The organism is Clostridioides sp. ZZV14-6154, assembly GCF_020657785.1.
In the GTDB taxonomy this organism is placed as follows: Bacteria; Bacillota; Clostridia; order Peptostreptococcales; family Peptostreptococcaceae; genus Clostridioides.
The window spans coordinates 104,635-120,868 of record NZ_JAGWCY010000001.1 but is presented as its reverse complement, the minus strand read 5'-3'; the positions used below and the strand labels follow the sequence as shown (position 1 = coordinate 120,868).

Below are 16,234 nucleotides of genomic sequence, written 5' to 3'. Positions count from 1 at the left end.
TGCATATAATTATAAAATAATGTATAGTTCGATTTGACTAAACAATGTATAATAAGAAATAGTTAGCTACAATAATATAAGTTTTTAATAGAAGGAGCAAAAGATGAACACATTTGAACAATTAAAAATAAGTTCTACTCTAATAAACGGACTTAAAAAACAAGACATAACTTCTCCAACAGAAGTTCAGTCACTTGTTATAGAAAATATAATGCAAAATAAAGATTTATTAATCAACTCACAAACTGGAACAGGAAAAACACTTGCATATGTTTTACCTATATTTGAAAAAATTGATACATCAAAAAGAGAAACTCAGGCTCTTATACTTGCACCAACACATGAATTAGTAATGCAAATTACAAATCAAATTGAATTATTAGCAAAAAACTCAGAAATTCCTTTGACTTCACTAGCCTTAATTGGAGAAGTTAATATACAAAAACAAATAAAAAATATAAAGTCTGTAAAACCTCATATAGTAATAGGAACTTGTGGAAGAATTTTAGACTTGATAAAACAGAAGAAGTTAAAATCACACAACATAAAAACTATCGTTTTAGATGAAGTAGACAATTTATTGAATGGTAAAAATATAACTTGTGTAGAAGACATCATAAAAACTACATTAAGAGATAGACAAATCATAGGTTGTTCTGCAAGTCTTACTGATAGTACTATAAAAATTTGTGATAAATTTATGAAAGAATTGGAAATAATAAAAACAAAAGAAAAATCACAGATAAATCCTAATATAAACCATACATATATGTTGGGAGAAATAAGAGATAAATTTACTTTTCTTAGAAAGACATTAGCTGCTACAAACCCAAAAAGAGCTATTGTATTTGTAAACAATGAAAAAAATATAGATGTTATAGTATCAAAATTAAACTATCATAATTATAAAGCAATTGGAATTTTTGGAAATATGCCAAAAGAGGATAGGAAAAATGCAATAAATAAATTTAAACTTGGTAAAGCAAAAATTTTAGTTACAACAGATTTATCTGCTCGCGGGCTTGATATAGTAGATATAAGCCATGTTTTTAATTTAGATTTTCCAAATAGTAAAAATGAATATCTGCATAGATGCGGTCGAACTGCTAGAGGAAATCGAAGTGGAGATACTATTTCAATAATAACAAAAAAAGAGTTAGATATTATAAAAGAATTACAAAAAGAATTTAATATAACCATTGTGCCTAAAATCTTAGAAAAGGGAAAATTAGTAGACATATCTAAGTAATACAAAAAAATAAAGAGCTGTAACTTCTTCTCAAAATAGATTAGAAATTATAGCTCTTTATTCTATTAAATTAATTTTTTAAATAATGTCTATTATAATAGCCAAAGTTTTATTATAAATAATATAGCAAGAACAATCATTACTACTGAAACATGTTTCTTATCTTCAGCCTTTTTAGCTCCAAATATGTTGTAAAATACATTTACAAAAACATAAGTTAATATACCTAGAGTTAAACCATCACCTATACTATAAGTTAATGCCATACAAGCAATAGTAACGAAAGCTGGAACACCTTCAGTTATATTGTCAAACTCAATATCCTTAACTGTACCAAGCATTAAGTATCCAACATAAATTAAAGCTGGTGCTGTAGCACATGATGGAATTGCTATAAATACAGGAGAGAAAAACATTGCAACTAAGAATAAAACTCCAACTGTTACTGCTGTCCATCCAGTTCTACCACCTGCAATAACCCCTGTTGAACTCTCAACATAAGTTGTAACTGTAGATACTCCAAGCCCTGCACCTACTGTAGTTGCAACTGCATCTGTAAGTAATGCTCTACCTACATTAGGAACATTTCCTTTTTCATCTAGCATATTTGCTTTAGAGCAAACCCCTACTAATGTACCTACTGTATCAAAGAAATCAACAAATAAGAATGTACAAACTATTACAAAGAAACCACCTATGTTTGTTGGATGTAATACATATCCTAAATCTATTTTACCTGCTATTGGTGCTAAACTTTCAAATTTGAATATTCCGCTAGGTAAGTATATACCTAATTTTTGTGCATATTCTGGATTCATAAATGCAAATCCCCAAGCAAGTAATGAACTTACTACTATTCCAAAAAGTATAGAACCTTTAACTCTTTTTTTATCTAATACTGCTACAATTATTAATCCTATACAAGCTATTATTACTGCTGGAGTAAATTTCCCCATCTTTATAAGAGTAGCTTGATCTCCAATTACGATTCCGCAATTAACTAAACCTATAAGTGCAATAAATATACCTATACCACCTGTAACAGCAAGTTTCATATTCTTTGGTATTGCATTTACAACAGCTTCACGAACTCCACTTACTGATAATATTATAAAAATGATACCTTCTACAAATACTGCTGTAAGAGCTACTCCCCAAGGAACACCCATTTGTAAGACTACTGTGTATGCAAAAAATGCATTAAGACCCATACCTGATGCTAAAGCAAAAGGAAGATTAGCAACCATTCCCATTAAAATACATCCAAATGCTGCTGCTAGACATGTCCCTGTAACAAGAGCACCTGCTGGCATCCCTGTTGCTGATAAAATGTTTGGATTTACAGCTATTATATAAGCCATAGTTAAAAAAGTAGTTACACCAGCAATTACTTCTTTCTTCATGTCGACATTTTTATTAGTCAAAATTGGAAAAAGTTTCTGCATGGTACTACTGTTTGTTGTTTGCATAACAACACCTCCTATTAAATTTTACAAAAAAACGACACAGTAACTAATAAGCTGAGTCGTATCCTTCATAATTTAGTTAAATAAATATTTATTTAACTAAATAATAGTATACATAGTCAGAATATTTACGGTATTCCGGTAGAAACTTATGACCCGTATTGTCAAAATTATATGTTATACAATATAAAACATGAATTTTTCTTTACGAATATTATTTTAATTTATATAGTTAATTTTGTCAATATATGCGTATATATTAGAATAAATTTGTATTAATATTCGATTATATTAACTGTTAATTTGCTATATCTACGTCATACTTATATTCTTTGCATTTTTATAAAATATATGATTATTTAATACAATTTATTTATAGTAGGGACATAAAGTTTATGTTAAGATTATATTATATTTATTATAGCAACTTGATAATTAATAATTTTTAAATTTGGAGGAATAAGGGTGAAAGATTTAACTACAGATCATGAGGGAAAATCTATATTCTTTTTTGCTATGCCTATGCTTATTGGTAGTTTATTTCAACAACTATACAATACTGCTGACAGTATTATAGTTGGTAGATTTATTGGTAAAGAAGCTATGGCTGCAGTCTCAGGTGCTAACCCTATAATGTTTTTGCTAGTAGCAATGCTTATGGGTGTCAGTCTTGGTTTTTCTATTTTAATTTCACAGTTTTATGGTTCAGGAGATTTAAAAAAAGTAAAAGCTACTATTGATACTACATATATACTTTTATTTATTGGCTCTATATTAATTAGTGTTATTGGAATAGTATTTGGAGGTCCTATGCTTAAGCTTATGAATACTCCAGAATCAGTTTTTAATCAGTCAAAACTATATCTTACTATAATATTTGGTGGAATCTTATTTTCTGCTGGATACAATTCAGTAAGTGCAATACTTAGAGGACTTGGAGATTCAGTAACTCCACTTTATTTTTTAATAATAGCCACAATTTTAAATATAGTTTTAGATTTAACTTTTATTGTAGTCTTGAAAATGGGAGTTGAAGGCGTTGCACTTGCCACTATAATGGCTCAAGCAGTATCATTCATAATTAGCATAATATATTTAAATAAAAAACACGAAGTACTTAAATTTAAGATTAAAGGAATTGTATATGATAATAAAATATTTAAAGATGGTCTTAGATTAGGACTTCCAAGTGGAGTTCAACAGATGTTATTTTCAATTGGCAACATGGCTCTTCAATTTTTAGTTAATAGTTATGGTACATCTGCTATGGCAGCTTTTGGAGCTGGTCTTAGAATAGAAAACTTTATAAGCTTACCTATCATGAACCTTGGTTCTGCTGTTTCCACTTTTGTTGCTCAAAATATAGGTGCTGGAGAAAGTGAAAGGGTTAGAAAAGGAATTCGTGAATCTATAAAAATGACTTTAATTCTAGCAATTGTAGTCGTTGCCTTAATCTTATTATTTAGAGAGAACTTAATTTCTTTATTTAATACTGACAAAGAAGTTATTGAAATTGGCTCTTCTTACTTATTTATAATAGGACCTTTTTTCTTATTTATTGGTACTTCCTTTGTACTTTCAAGTGCAATGAAAGGTGCTGGTGATTCTATGTTTGCTCTGATGAGTTCAGTCGTATCATTATGGCTTGGAAGAATTCCTGCTTCTTATTTATTTTCTAGATTATTTGGAACAGATGGAATTTGGATGGGTATCCCTTTTGGTTGGACTTTAGGTCTTATTGTTACAGTCATCTATTATAAAAAAGGGTATTGGAAAACTAAAGCTATTGTAAATCATAGAATTAATGAATAATCTTTTAATAAAATGTATTCACCTTCATTATGATATAATAAATTATGGAGGTGGATACAAAAAATGGATATTATTCTTAAGCCAAAACAATTTTGTATGACTATTATGGTTACTATAATTCTTTACTTCTTTCTAAATTATAGTTTCAATATAAAATTTTCTATATGCTTATCTTTTTTAACTATCTTAATATGGGCTGTAGACTCTGTTGAAAAAACTGTAGTTGCACTAGTCTTTGTAATATTAGCTTTTATTTTTAATATTGCACCTTTAAGTGTTATTTTACAATTTTTATTTACAGAAAATTTTTATATAATAATCCTTGCTTACATAATTACTAATGCAGTTGCAAAGACAGGTGTTGCAAAAATTATTTCTGAAAAATTAATTTTAAATACTGTAGATACCCCTAAAAAAATGATTTTTTTATCATATATTTTAGGTGTATTATTAATATTTTTCATACCACAACCATTTCCAAGAGTCATTCTTGTGTCCGCCTTTTATAAGGAATTTTTTAAAGAACAACACTTAACTGAAGATTCAAAATCTATACTTCTGTTCAGTATATTTACAGCATCTACATTTACATCAATGTTTTTTGTAAATGGAGATACTCTTTTAAACTATGTAGTCCTAGAACTTGGAAATTGTAATATAAACTGGAGTCAGTGGGCTTTTTATATGTCTGTTCCAACTATAATTACTTGTTTTATAACTTATTTTTTATTTATATTTGTTTTTAAAAAGGAATTGTCTTTAATAAAATTTGTTTCTTGTGATAATCTTAATTCTAGTAAATTTCAATTTTCCTATTCTAATCTGAAAAAAGAGTTTCATTTATTAAGCGATGAACAAAAACACGTATTTTTATGTTTAGGAATAATGTTTTTTATGTTTCTAACTCAATTTATTCATAATTTAAATACACTAATTATAATGTCTATTTGTGTACTTCTTTTGTTGTTAAAAAGAATAATTGGTTTTAATACTTTAAAAGAAATAAATTGGAAAGTTCTTATTTTTTTTATAGCAGCGTTTTCTATTGGAGGAGTGCTAAAGTACTCTGGAGTTGTTGATATAATGGGAAACTATTTAATAAAATTAATTCCAAACTCTTCAAAAACTATTTCAATATTATTTTTAATAACCCTGACAATAGTATTGAATATATGCCTTGGAAGTGCTGTCACTACATCCTCTGTGGTGATACCATTACTTGGAAGTTTACATATATTAAAAGAAAATAGTATTGTTCTTTGCCTTTTTGTTTATATTGTAGTAAGTATACAATACATCCTGCCTTTTCATCATGCAACAATAATGGTTGGACATGGTGAGAATCTATATAATAGTAAGGTTATTTTTAAGTATGGTTTAACCTTAATTCCTTTAACCTATTTTATAATAATCTGTATAACATTCCCTTGGTGGAGATTTATAGGTCTAGAAGTTTGACAAAGATGAAAATATGAATTTTCTTTTTAATAATTTAGAATATTATTATCTTAAGTTAATTCATATTTTCATCTTTTTTATAAAAATCTATTTATAAAATTTCATAAAAACTAATTTTTTATTCTCAAATTAAATGTTATTTGTTTTGCTACCTTTTCCAAAAGTATTTTCCCAATCTTCTATAAACTTATCAACACTCCAATCTGTCAATGGGTGATTCATCATGGATTTACAAATATCATATGGTACTGTAACACTGTGTACTCCACACTTCATTAATTCTATAACCTGTTGTGCATTTTTAAAACTAGCAGCAAGTACCTTTGTATCCATATTATAAGTATCTATTATTTTTACAAGCTCTGAAACCACAGATACACCATCACCAGATATATTATCAAGTCTGTTTACGTAAGGTGCAACATAGTTTGCCCCAGCTTTTGCAGCTAAAAATCCCTGATGAGCAGTAAATATTGCAGTAGCAGTTATTTTTATTCCTTTTTTATGAAGGTCTTTTATAGCTCTTAAACCATCTTGTGTTACAGGTATTTTCACATATATGTTTTCTCTCAAACTGCTTATATATAATGCTTCTTCTAATATATCTTCATACTTTGTACTTAATACTTGAGCATGTATAGGCATATCCTCACCTATAATTTCACCAATCTCACTTATAAGTTGCTTAAAATTCTTTTTTTCTTTTGAAACAATACTTGGATTTGTTGTTACACCATCAACTGGTAAATAAGTACATAGCTCTTTAATCTCCTCTATGTTACCTGTATCTAAGATTAGTTGCATTAAAATATCCCCCTTTAAACTTTATTTTTTTATTTTATTTATTCTTATTATATATTGGTTTGGTATTATTTTCAACTTTTTTGTTATTGTTTTTTCTGTTTTTTTATTGTTTGATTTTGTTGTATATTTTTATAATTTCTTTATTTATTAAGTTTTAAATAGACTATTAAGAATAATATACTTTTTATATTAAATTAATTTTGTATTCTATATTAAAATAGTTGATATTTTATCTTTTATCTTATAATATTTACTATAATACTATATTTAGGAAAAGAGGTAAAAGATGTTTGCAGAAGAAAGGATTCAGGCTATATTAAATATCCTAAAAAAAGAAGGAAGAGTTACTGTAAAAGAACTTAGTTCAAAATTTAATGTTACAGAAGATTGTATAAGAAAAGATTTAAAAAATATAGAAAAAATTTCTTCAATACGAAGAATTTATGGTGGAGCTGTACTAGTCAGAGAAACTCTTGAAAACCAAGATACAAAAGATAGAAAAGAAATTAATATACCAACAAAAAAAATAATAGCAGAAAAAGCATTTAATCTAATTACAGATAGAGAAACTATATTTTTAGATATATCTACAATCAATATATTGTTGGCTAAACTTTTAGCTGAAAGCAATAAGAAAGTAACATTGGTCACAAATATGCTAGATATACTAAATGTAGTTACTTCAAAGCCCAATAATTTAAATGTAATTTCTACTGGTGGTTTATTAAATCTTAGCTTAGATGGATTTGTTGGAACTCCAACAATAGAATTTATATCAAGATATAAATTTGATAAAACGTTTATGGGCAGTTGTGGTGTAGATGTATTTAATTCTTCTCTTACAACATTTGAAATTGAAGATGGACTTACAAAAAAAGCTATAATAAATTCAAGTAAAAGAGTATTTATAGTTATGGAAGATAAAAAATTTAAACTTGATGGAAACTTTAAGTTTGCTCATTTAGAGGATATTAGTTCTATAATTACAGAAAAATCACCTACTTCTGATATAGTAAATACTTTATCAGAATTTAATGTGAATGTTTTATAAACCTAATGATATATTTTGCAAATAGATTCAAGAGATAAACTATTATTTTGTAAATATCCTTAAAAACCTTAATTATATATGATTACAGTAATAATCAAATTCAATATTTAAAATTTTAAAATTAACATGATTTAAATATAATATATTTGAAATAGACCTTCTAAACATAATACAGTTATTTTTAGAAAGTCTATTTCTTCTATAAAACTTTTTATAGTCTTTTTTATCTAAAAACTACTATTGACAATAGTACCTAAATCTATAGACAAAACTTTATTTCATTTCATCTTTCATTTGCTTTTCTAAATCTTTTGCAAATTTCTTTTGCTCATATCTTTCCATCATTTCATCTTTCTTCATTTCTAGGTTTACCATAGCACCTTGAGCATCATCTTTTAAGTCTTCAGCAGTATTTTTCATTACATAAGCTGTCTTTTTAGCACCTTCTTTTAAATCTTCTTTCATGTTTTTCATATCTCTTTTAAGTCTATCCATCAAAACTACCTCCTCTGTAAATATAATACTTCCTACAGTTATTTTTCCCAAAATGTATATATTTATTTACTCTATCAAGTATAATTTTTAAGTTATTAAAAGTAATTTAAGACTATCTGAATATATAACGTTTAATAAAGATTCCCTATTTTTCGTTTTAAAATAAAAATAACATCAAGCATATATACTTTACGCTCAATGTTATTTCTTAAATCCATTGTATTTAATTGTTGGGAATTACTATAATGATGATTTAATTGGAGGATGTTAAGTTATATCATCATTATAGCTTGGTGTTATTTTATGGTTTAAAATTTTTTTATTTCTATTTACATAATACATTTTTAGTATGAATTTTTTGTGATTTTGAAATGAACTATTATTGAAACTTCTAATTTTTGAACTCAACCGTAAATACTACAGAGTTTTCCTTATTTTTTATACTATATTCAAACCCATGAGTTTTAAAAATTTGACTGACTATATAAAGACCCAGTCCACTTCCTCCAGTTTTTCTTGAACGAGATTTTTCTATTCTATAAAATGGATTAAATATCTCTTCTAAGTAACGTTTCTCTATAGTTACACCAGTATTTTCAATTTCTAAAATAACTCTTTGATTAGAAGTTTTTTTGTTTATTCGACTGTTTTTATCATAAAGTCTAATTATAAGCTCTGAGCCTTCAGGAGAATATTTTATAGCATTATTTATTATATTATTAATTGCTTTAGTTATTCTCTCTTGGTCTGCCTTAATTTCTAGGTTTTCTTCTATTTGCAAAATAGTTTTCATATGTTTTTCTTCTATTAAAAATACTTGTCTTTTTACCAATCTATTTAAAAGTTCACTTATATTTATAGATACTAGTTTTAAATCTTTTTCTAGTATTTCTGATTTTGAAACCTCTATCATCTCATTTACTAAATCTTTTAGCTCTTGTGTACATTCATATGATTTTTTCAAGTAAGTATCCCTATCTTTATACTTACCTACACTATAAATCATTCCTTCAATTTGACCACTTATTATGGTTATTGGAGTTTTTAATTCATGTGATATAGTTGCAACAAAATCCTTTCTTCTATATTCCTGTTCTCTTTCACTCTCTATTATATTTATAAGAGGTTTTGTTATTACGATTGAATATATATATGCTCCAATAATTGCTATTAATATCGCTATTGATATAATGTATGGCATTAACTTTCTTATGACTTCATTTGCTTCATCAATTGGCTGTAATGGCATAACAAGTTCTAAACTATATGGTCCGTCTTTTGAGTCTTTTGTATATATAGGTATAGATGTTCTATACTCATCTTCAATACTATTAATCATATACTTACTATATCTTAAAATAACTACTTCATTTTTACCATATACAATTTTTCCTTGGTTATCTTTTAATAAAATAGCAAGGTTTTGGTCTTTAGCCATATAATAAAGTCTTTCTTCTAAAGTATATGTATCAAAGTGAATTGAACTATCTACTAGAGACTTTAAGCTTTCTTGAAGAGACTCAATTTTATACTCATGATAATATGATGGCAATAAAAAATATAAAATTAGATATATTATTAAAGCTAATGCTATTAATAATGATGTTGTTATGGAAAATAATTTATACTTTATACTTAATTTTTCCCACTTATCAAATATCCTTCTCAAGTGTGTATCCTATTCCTTTTACAGTTTTAATATATGGTAATGATATTTTTTTTCTTATATTTTTTATATGTGCATCAACAATTCTAGTATCTCCATAATAATCATAACCCCATATACTATCTAAAAGACCTTCCCTAGTTATAACCTGTGGATATTTTTCTATCAAAGCTTTCAATATATTAAATTCTTTTAATGTAAGTTCTATAGGCTCTCCATCTATCTCAGCAATATATGTGTTTAAATCTAACTTTAATTTTTCAAAAACTATAAACTTATCATTTATCGTTTTGTTGCTTCTTCTCAAGATAGCTTCTACTCTTTTAATGAGAAGATTAAATGAAAATGGTTTTGTTATATAATCATCGCATTCTAAATCAAATCCCTTAAGTTGATCTCCTTCATCGTTTAAAGCAGTCAAAAATATAATTGGAACACTTGATGATTTTCTTATCATTTTACAAACTCCATAACCATCTAAGTTTGGCATCATTATATCTAATATTACTAAGTCATAACTTCCTTGCTTAAATTTTTGTATACCTTCTAATCCATCATTTGCTGACTCGACCTGATAGCCTTCTGCACTTAAAAACTCTGATATTAATTCTTGTATGTTTGAATCGTCTTCGATTACAAGTATTGACGAGTTCATCCTATCAATCCTTTCTATTTTAAAATTTCCTATATTACTTATATTTTATCTCATTGTTGTGAATTTTACATGAAAAAAGAGCTATCTTAATTTGTAAATTAATCCTTTTAATTAAAGATAGCTCTTTTAAATACATTTTTGCTTAATTTATTGTTCTAATTTTTTTTATATGCTTTGAAATTTTTAAGTCTAAGTGCATTTGAAACCACTGAAACTGAACTTAAACTCATAGCTGCTGCTGCAATCATTGGATTTAAAAGAGGTCCTCCAAAGATATACAATAATCCTGCTGCTACAGGTATACCAATTGTATTATATCCAAATGCCCAAAATAGGTTTTGCTTTATATTTTTTATAGTTTCATTACTAAGTTTAATCGCAGTTGGAACATCCATCAAATCACTCTTCATAAGCACTATATCTGCAGACTCAATTGCTACATCTGTTCCACTTCCTATTGCTATGCCTATATCAGCTTTTGCAAGAGCTGGTGCATCATTTATTCCATCTCCTACCATTGCAACAAACTTACCTTGATTTTGCAATTTTTCAACTTCTTTTGACTTATCTTCTGGTAAAACCTCTGCTAATACCATATCTATACCTACTTGACTTGCTATAGCATTTGCAGTCTTAACATTATCTCCAGTTACCATCGCAACTTTTATTCCCATATTATGAAGAATATCTATTGCCTTTTTACTACTTTCTTTAACCACATCTGCAACTGCAATTATTCCTGATAAATTTCCATCTACAGCAATATACATAGGTGTCTTACCTTGACTTGCCAGTATATTAGATTTTTCCTCTAAATCTTTAAGGTTGATATTATTGTCGTTCATAAGTTTTCTATTTCCAAGTAATATATTTTCATTATTTATAGTAACTTGTATACCAGCACCTGGTATAGCTTTAAAGTTATCAACTTTTTCAATCTGTATATTTTTATCTTCCCCATATCTAACTATTGCTTCTCCTAGAGGATGTTCTGAACCTTTCTCTGCACTTGAAGCAATCTTAATTAGGTATTCTTCTTTCACATTATTTAACACAATATCTGTTACTTTTGGTTTTCCTTCTGTTATTGTACCTGTTTTATCAAATATTACTGTATTTACTTTGTGAGCAGATTCTAGTGCTTCCCCACCTTTTATCAGTATCCCATTTTCTGCACCTTTTCCAGTTCCAACCATTATAGCAGTTGGTGTAGCCAATCCTAATGCACAAGGGCAAGCAATTACAAGTATTGATATGAATATAGTAAGTACAAATACTATGTCTTTTCCACCCACTAAAAACCACAGTAATGATGAGACTATAGCTATTGCAATTACTATTGGTACAAAATATCCAGAAACAGTATCAGCAAGTTTAGCAATAGGTGCTTTTGTCCCCTGTGCATCTTCAACTAATTTTATTATTTGAGCAAGAGCTGTATCTCCACCAATTTTTTCAGCTTTAAATTTAATAACACCATTTTTATTTATACTAGCACCTGTAACTTTACTTCCAATATTTTTTTCTACTGGTATACTTTCACCTGTAAGCATAGATTCATCAACTGATGTATATCCCTCTATTACAACTCCATCTACTGGTATTTTAGTCCCTGGTTTTACTAGTATTATATCTCCTATTTCAACTTCTTCTATAGGAGTCTCTATTTCTTTACCATCAACTATTACTATTGCAGTTTTAGGTTGTAGCCCCATAAGTTTTTTAATTGCTTCTGATGTTTTTCCTTTTGATTTTGATTCTAAATATTTACCAAGTAATATAAGTGCTATTATTATTCCTGCGCTTTCATAATACAACTGATGATGGTGCATACCCTGAATTTGTCCATTTGCTATTTGTATTGTTGTGTATAGACTATATAAAAATGCTGCCAATGTACCAATTGCAACTAAAGAATCCATATTAGGACTTAAAGAAAAAAGTGCTTTAAAGCCATTTATATAAAATTTATATCCAGCTATCATTACTGGTATTACTAAAATCAATTGGGCTAACGCATAATTTAGAGTATTTGTCATGGGATTTAGAATTTCTGGTAAAGGCCATGGTCCTATAGGTTTTATTATCATAGGACCCATTGCTATATAAAACAAAGGTACTGCAAATACTATTGCAACTATGAATTTAATAAATAAAGTATTCATTTCTTTTTCTTTTCTTACTTTATCTTCATCTACATCAACTTTGTTTTTTACTTCTTCTATTGGTTTATAACCAGCTTTTTCTATAGCTGCTTTTATCTGAGATAATTTTACTTTTGATGGATTATAGTCTATATTAGCTTTATCTGTTGCAATATTTACACTAATACTTTCTACTCCATCCAATTTTTTTACTACTCTCTCTACAGCTTTTGCACAAGCTGCACATGTCATTCCATCAATTTTCATATCAATTTTTTTATTACTTTCTTCCTTTATAATTCCATATCCAGCTTTTTCTACAACTTGTTTTATATCATCAAAGCTAACTTTAGAATTATCATATTCTATCTTAAGTTTTTCAGTAGCTATATTTACGCTTTGGTCATATACTCCATCTAATTTCTTAGTTACTCTTTCTACCGCCTTTGCACAAGCTGCACATGTCATACCTGTGATTTTATAATTTTCTACTATTTTATTTGAACTCATAATAAACTCTTCCTCTCTTTCAATATATTTTCAATTAATTTGTATGTTTTATCTTGATATGTAATATTGATAAATTCTTTATTTGGAAATCTATAGTATTTATTATACCCCCTATAGGTATATTTAATCAATATTTTTTTAATAAATAAATTTAATTTAGTTATATTTATTTGTATTTAATAGAAAAGTATACTCATAATTAAATATATACATAAAAAGAGAGCACATAAATTGCTAAATACTTACTCAATTTATATGCTCTCTTTTATATAATTTATTTTCTACTGTAGTTTTTTCTTACATGTATATTTTATTTCTTACATGCTTCAAAAAATTCTTCCTCTGTTTCTTTTATTTCAAGCTCATTATCTATTATTCCTACAGCTTCCTTTTTAAATGCTCTACATTGACCTATACAACCAGTCTTCACATTTTCTTCTCCAACTAAAGTTTTTAACTTATTTACATCCACATTTGAACAGTTTGGACATACTCTTATCATATTTAAGTTCCTCCTTAATTAATGTCTAATTAATACTGTTATACCCAAATATAAGTTTTATAAATTTTTTTTTATAATAAATTATTTCCATGTATTCCAATTTATATCAATTTTATTATTACATGTATGGAGGTATCTGTTGTTTTCTTACTATCTCCAATTCTTTAACTTCTATAAGCTTAACTACATTTACTTTATAGTTTTCTTTAGATTTTATATATAAAACATCTTCTTCTATTTTTTTACCCTCAATAAACTTTTTAGACCATCTTAAAAGTTCATCAAAATTATCTACTTCTTCTTTTATGAAAGTATCACTTTCACTGTTAAAATATTTAATGATTATTTTAGTTACTTCCAATATATATCATCCTCTACTTTTAAATTAGTATTTTCATTTATAAATTTATTATTTGTCTAAAAAAATTTTTTAAACAAAATAAATTTATATATTTGAAATCAACATTTTTACCTAATTTGAATTATATTAATGCATTTTAATCTATTTTTCCTTGTACCTAATAATATATTGTGATATAATTAATAAGTTATTTTAATCGAAGGGAGCAACAAAAATGTCACAAAAACATAAAATTATAAATATCGCAGTTATTGCCCACGTTGATGCAGGAAAATCAACACTAGTTGATGCTTTCCTTTCTCAAAGTGGTGTTTTTAGAGAAAATGAAGTAGTTAAAGACTGCGTTATGGACAGTAACGACCTTGAGAAAGAAAGAGGCATAACTATATATTCAAAAAACTGTGCAATAAACTATCAAGACTATAAAATAAATATAGTTGATACACCAGGACATAGCGACTTTTCTTCTGAAGTTGAACGTGTTATGAAAACTGTTGACACAGTTATTTTACTAGTTGATGCAAGCGAAGGCCCAATGCCTCAAACTAGATTTGTTTTACAAAAATCTTTAGAGTTCGGTTTAAAACCAATACTATTTATCAATAAGATTGATAAAAAAGACCAAAGAGCGGAAGAAGTAGTTAATGAAGTTTTCGATTTATTTGTAGACTTAAATGCAACAGACGAACAATGTGAGTTCCCTATAATATATGGAATAGCTAAACAAGGTATAGCTAAACTTGAAATGGATGATGACAGTGAAGACCTATCTCCACTATTTAAAACTATTGTAAATCATGTTGAAGCTTATCCTGATTACGACAATGAATCTCTACAATTCCAAATATCAGCTCTTGCATATGATGATTATGTAGGTAGACTTGGTATAGGTAGAATCTATAAAGGAACACTTAAAAACAATGAACAAGTTGCTATTTGTAGAGAAGGTTCTGTTGTATCTAGAGGAAAAGTATCAAGACTTTCTGTATATGAAGGTTTAAAACAAGTTGAAGTGAATGAAGCTACTAGCGGAGAAATAGTTGTTATATCTGGTATTCCTGATATATCTATAGGAGAAACTCTATGTGATTTAGATAATCCACTTCCTATGGAAATGATAAAAATAGAAGAACCTACTCTTTCTATGAACTTCTTAGTAAATGATTCTCCATTTGTTGGAAAAAGCGGAAAATTCGTTACAACTAGACATTTAAAAGACAGACTTGAAAAAGAACTTGAAGTAAATGTAGGACTTAAAGTTGAACCTCTTGATACTACTGATGGGTATAAAGTTTCTGGACGTGGAGAACTTCACTTATCTATACTTCTTGAAAATATGAGACGTGAAGGTTATGAAGTTGGTGTTTCTAAGCCTGAAGTTTTAATGCATAAAGAAGATGGAAAATTAATGGAACCAGTAGAAAGAGTTATTGTAAACTGTCCAGAAGTTTATTCAGGTACTATTATAAATGAATTGAACATGAGAAAAGGTATGATGGAGTCTATGTCAATAGAAGGAGACTATGTAAAAATAGAATTCTTAGCTCCTACTCGTGGTCTTTTAGGATATAGAAGTGAGTTTATAAATGCTACTCGTGGAGAAGGTACTCTAGTTCGTTCATTCGAAAAATTTGAAGAATTTAAGGGTGAAATACCTTCAAGAGGAAATGGTGTCTTAATAGCACAAGGACCTGGTGTTACTATGGGATATTCTCTTAATGCTTTAAGTGATAGAGCTACGATGTTTGTAGACCCTGGTGTAGAAGTTTATGAAGGTATGATAATTGGTATGAATTCTAGAAAAGATGACATGGTAGTTAATCCTTGTAAAAACAAGAAAATGAGTAACGTACGTGCTTCTGGTTCAGATGATGCTATAAAATTATCACCTCCTAGAATATTCACTCTTGAGGAAGCATTAGAATTTATAGAAGATGATGAATTAGTTGAAATTACACCAGATTCTATAAGACTTAGAAAAAGATTATTAAATGAACATGATAGATTGAGATATAATAAGTCTAGACAAGGTAAATAAATTATAATATCTATTTACTAAAA

General features: G+C 27.5%; 13 protein-coding genes and 1 riboswitch. Of the genes, 5 read left to right on the top strand and 8 right to left on the bottom strand.

Translation table 11 applies throughout. From position 1 onward, the window contains the following. The first annotated feature begins 103 nt into the window (after window positions 1-103). A complete protein-coding gene (locus KGF45_RS00520; RefSeq protein ID WP_227829414.1) occupies window positions 104-1,249 on the top strand; it encodes a DEAD/DEAH box helicase in 1,146 nt (381 codons plus the stop codon). 92 nt (window positions 1,250-1,341) lie between these two features. Here the strand turns inward: KGF45_RS00520 and KGF45_RS00515 are convergent, their stop codons facing one another. Continuing rightward, complete coding sequence (locus KGF45_RS00515) at window positions 1,342-2,718, bottom strand: NCS2 family permease (RefSeq protein WP_227829415.1); 1,377 nt, start codon at window positions 2,716-2,718, stop codon at window positions 1,342-1,344. Window positions 2,719-2,811: 93 nt separating this feature from the next. Next, window positions 2,812-2,914: riboswitch (purine riboswitch) on the bottom strand. A gap of 266 nt (window positions 2,915-3,180) precedes the next feature. Here KGF45_RS00515 and KGF45_RS00510 point away from each other — a divergent pair. Both KGF45_RS00510 and KGF45_RS00505 read left to right on the top strand, forming a co-directional pair. After that, the gene (locus KGF45_RS00510) at window positions 3,181-4,527 is read left to right on the top strand and encodes an MATE family efflux transporter (RefSeq protein ID WP_227841587.1); all 1,347 of its coding nucleotides are present in this window, start codon (window positions 3,181-3,183) and stop codon (window positions 4,525-4,527) included. 63 nt (window positions 4,528-4,590) lie between these two features. Next, window positions 4,591-5,985, top strand: a complete 1,395-nt coding sequence (locus tag KGF45_RS00505) for an SLC13 family permease (protein ID WP_227829417.1) — start codon at window positions 4,591-4,593, stop codon at window positions 5,983-5,985. A gap of 129 nt (window positions 5,986-6,114) precedes the next feature. Here the strand turns inward: KGF45_RS00505 and fsa are convergent, their stop codons facing one another. Beyond that, window positions 6,115-6,789: a fructose-6-phosphate aldolase gene (fsa, locus tag KGF45_RS00500; protein ID WP_227829418.1), complete on the bottom strand. Its 675-nt coding sequence runs from the start codon at window positions 6,787-6,789 to the stop codon at window positions 6,115-6,117. Window positions 6,790-7,075: 286 nt separating this feature from the next. Here fsa and KGF45_RS00495 point away from each other — a divergent pair, with 286 nt between their 5' ends. Continuing rightward, a complete protein-coding gene (locus tag KGF45_RS00495; protein ID WP_227829419.1) occupies window positions 7,076-7,840 on the top strand; it encodes a DeoR/GlpR family DNA-binding transcription regulator in 765 nt (254 codons plus the stop codon). Window positions 7,841-8,113: 273 nt separating this feature from the next. Here KGF45_RS00495 and KGF45_RS00490 read toward each other — a convergent pair whose 3' ends face one another. The 6 genes from KGF45_RS00490 to KGF45_RS00465 form a co-directional block, all read right to left on the bottom strand. Then, a complete protein-coding gene (locus KGF45_RS00490) occupies window positions 8,114-8,335 on the bottom strand; it encodes a hypothetical protein (protein WP_227434761.1) in 222 nt (73 codons plus the stop codon). A 391-nt stretch (window positions 8,336-8,726) separates the two neighbouring features. After that, on the bottom strand, window positions 8,727-10,004 hold the full coding sequence (locus tag KGF45_RS00485; protein ID WP_227829420.1) for a sensor histidine kinase: 1,278 nt from the start codon (window positions 10,002-10,004) through the stop codon (window positions 8,727-8,729). Next, a complete protein-coding gene (locus KGF45_RS00480) occupies window positions 9,988-10,656 on the bottom strand; it encodes a response regulator transcription factor (protein ID WP_227434765.1) in 669 nt (222 codons plus the stop codon). Before KGF45_RS00480 ends, KGF45_RS00485 begins: the two co-directional genes overlap by 17 nt. A gap of 155 nt (window positions 10,657-10,811) precedes the next feature. After that, window positions 10,812-13,310: a heavy metal translocating P-type ATPase gene (locus KGF45_RS00475; protein ID WP_227829421.1), complete on the bottom strand. Its 2,499-nt coding sequence runs from the start codon at window positions 13,308-13,310 to the stop codon at window positions 10,812-10,814. A 310-nt stretch (window positions 13,311-13,620) separates the two neighbouring features. Beyond that, window positions 13,621-13,812 carry a DUF1450 domain-containing protein gene (locus tag KGF45_RS00470; RefSeq protein WP_227829422.1) on the bottom strand — a complete coding sequence of 64 codons (192 nt, stop codon included), beginning with the start codon at window positions 13,810-13,812 and terminating at the stop codon, window positions 13,621-13,623. 118 nt (window positions 13,813-13,930) lie between these two features. Beyond that, entirely contained in the window at window positions 13,931-14,173 is a 243-nt protein-coding gene (locus KGF45_RS00465; RefSeq protein ID WP_227829423.1) for a hypothetical protein, read from the bottom strand. Between the two features lie 214 nt (window positions 14,174-14,387). Here KGF45_RS00465 and typA point away from each other — a divergent pair, with 214 nt between their 5' ends. Further along, entirely contained in the window at window positions 14,388-16,211 is a 1,824-nt protein-coding gene (gene typA, locus KGF45_RS00460) for a translational GTPase TypA (protein ID WP_227829424.1), read from the top strand. Window positions 16,212-16,234: the final 23 nt, after the last annotated feature.

What these genes read in the sequence shown, in the direction of transcription:
- KGF45_RS00520 (WP_227829414.1), top strand. Translation starts at nt 104, where the DNA reads ATGAACACATTTGAACAATTAAAAATAAGTTCTACTCTAATAAACGGA.
- KGF45_RS00515 (WP_227829415.1), bottom strand. Translation starts at nt 2,718, where the DNA reads ATGCAAACAACAAACAGTAGTACCATGCAGAAACTTTTTCCAATTTTG.
- KGF45_RS00505 (WP_227829417.1), top strand. Translation starts at nt 4,591, where the DNA reads ATGGATATTATTCTTAAGCCAAAACAATTTTGTATGACTATTATGGTT.
- fsa (WP_227829418.1), bottom strand. Translation starts at nt 6,789, where the DNA reads ATGCAACTAATCTTAGATACAGGTAACATAGAGGAGATTAAAGAGCTA.
- KGF45_RS00495 (WP_227829419.1), top strand. Translation starts at nt 7,076, where the DNA reads ATGTTTGCAGAAGAAAGGATTCAGGCTATATTAAATATCCTAAAAAAA.
- KGF45_RS00490 (WP_227434761.1), bottom strand. Translation starts at nt 8,335, where the DNA reads ATGGATAGACTTAAAAGAGATATGAAAAACATGAAAGAAGATTTAAAA.
- KGF45_RS00480 (WP_227434765.1), bottom strand. Translation starts at nt 10,656, where the DNA reads ATGAACTCGTCAATACTTGTAATCGAAGACGATTCAAACATACAAGAA.
- KGF45_RS00475 (WP_227829421.1), bottom strand. Translation starts at nt 13,310, where the DNA reads ATGAGTTCAAATAAAATAGTAGAAAATTATAAAATCACAGGTATGACA.
- KGF45_RS00470 (WP_227829422.1), bottom strand. Translation starts at nt 13,812, where the DNA reads ATGATAAGAGTATGTCCAAACTGTTCAAATGTGGATGTAAATAAGTTA.
- typA (WP_227829424.1), top strand. Translation starts at nt 14,388, where the DNA reads ATGTCACAAAAACATAAAATTATAAATATCGCAGTTATTGCCCACGTT.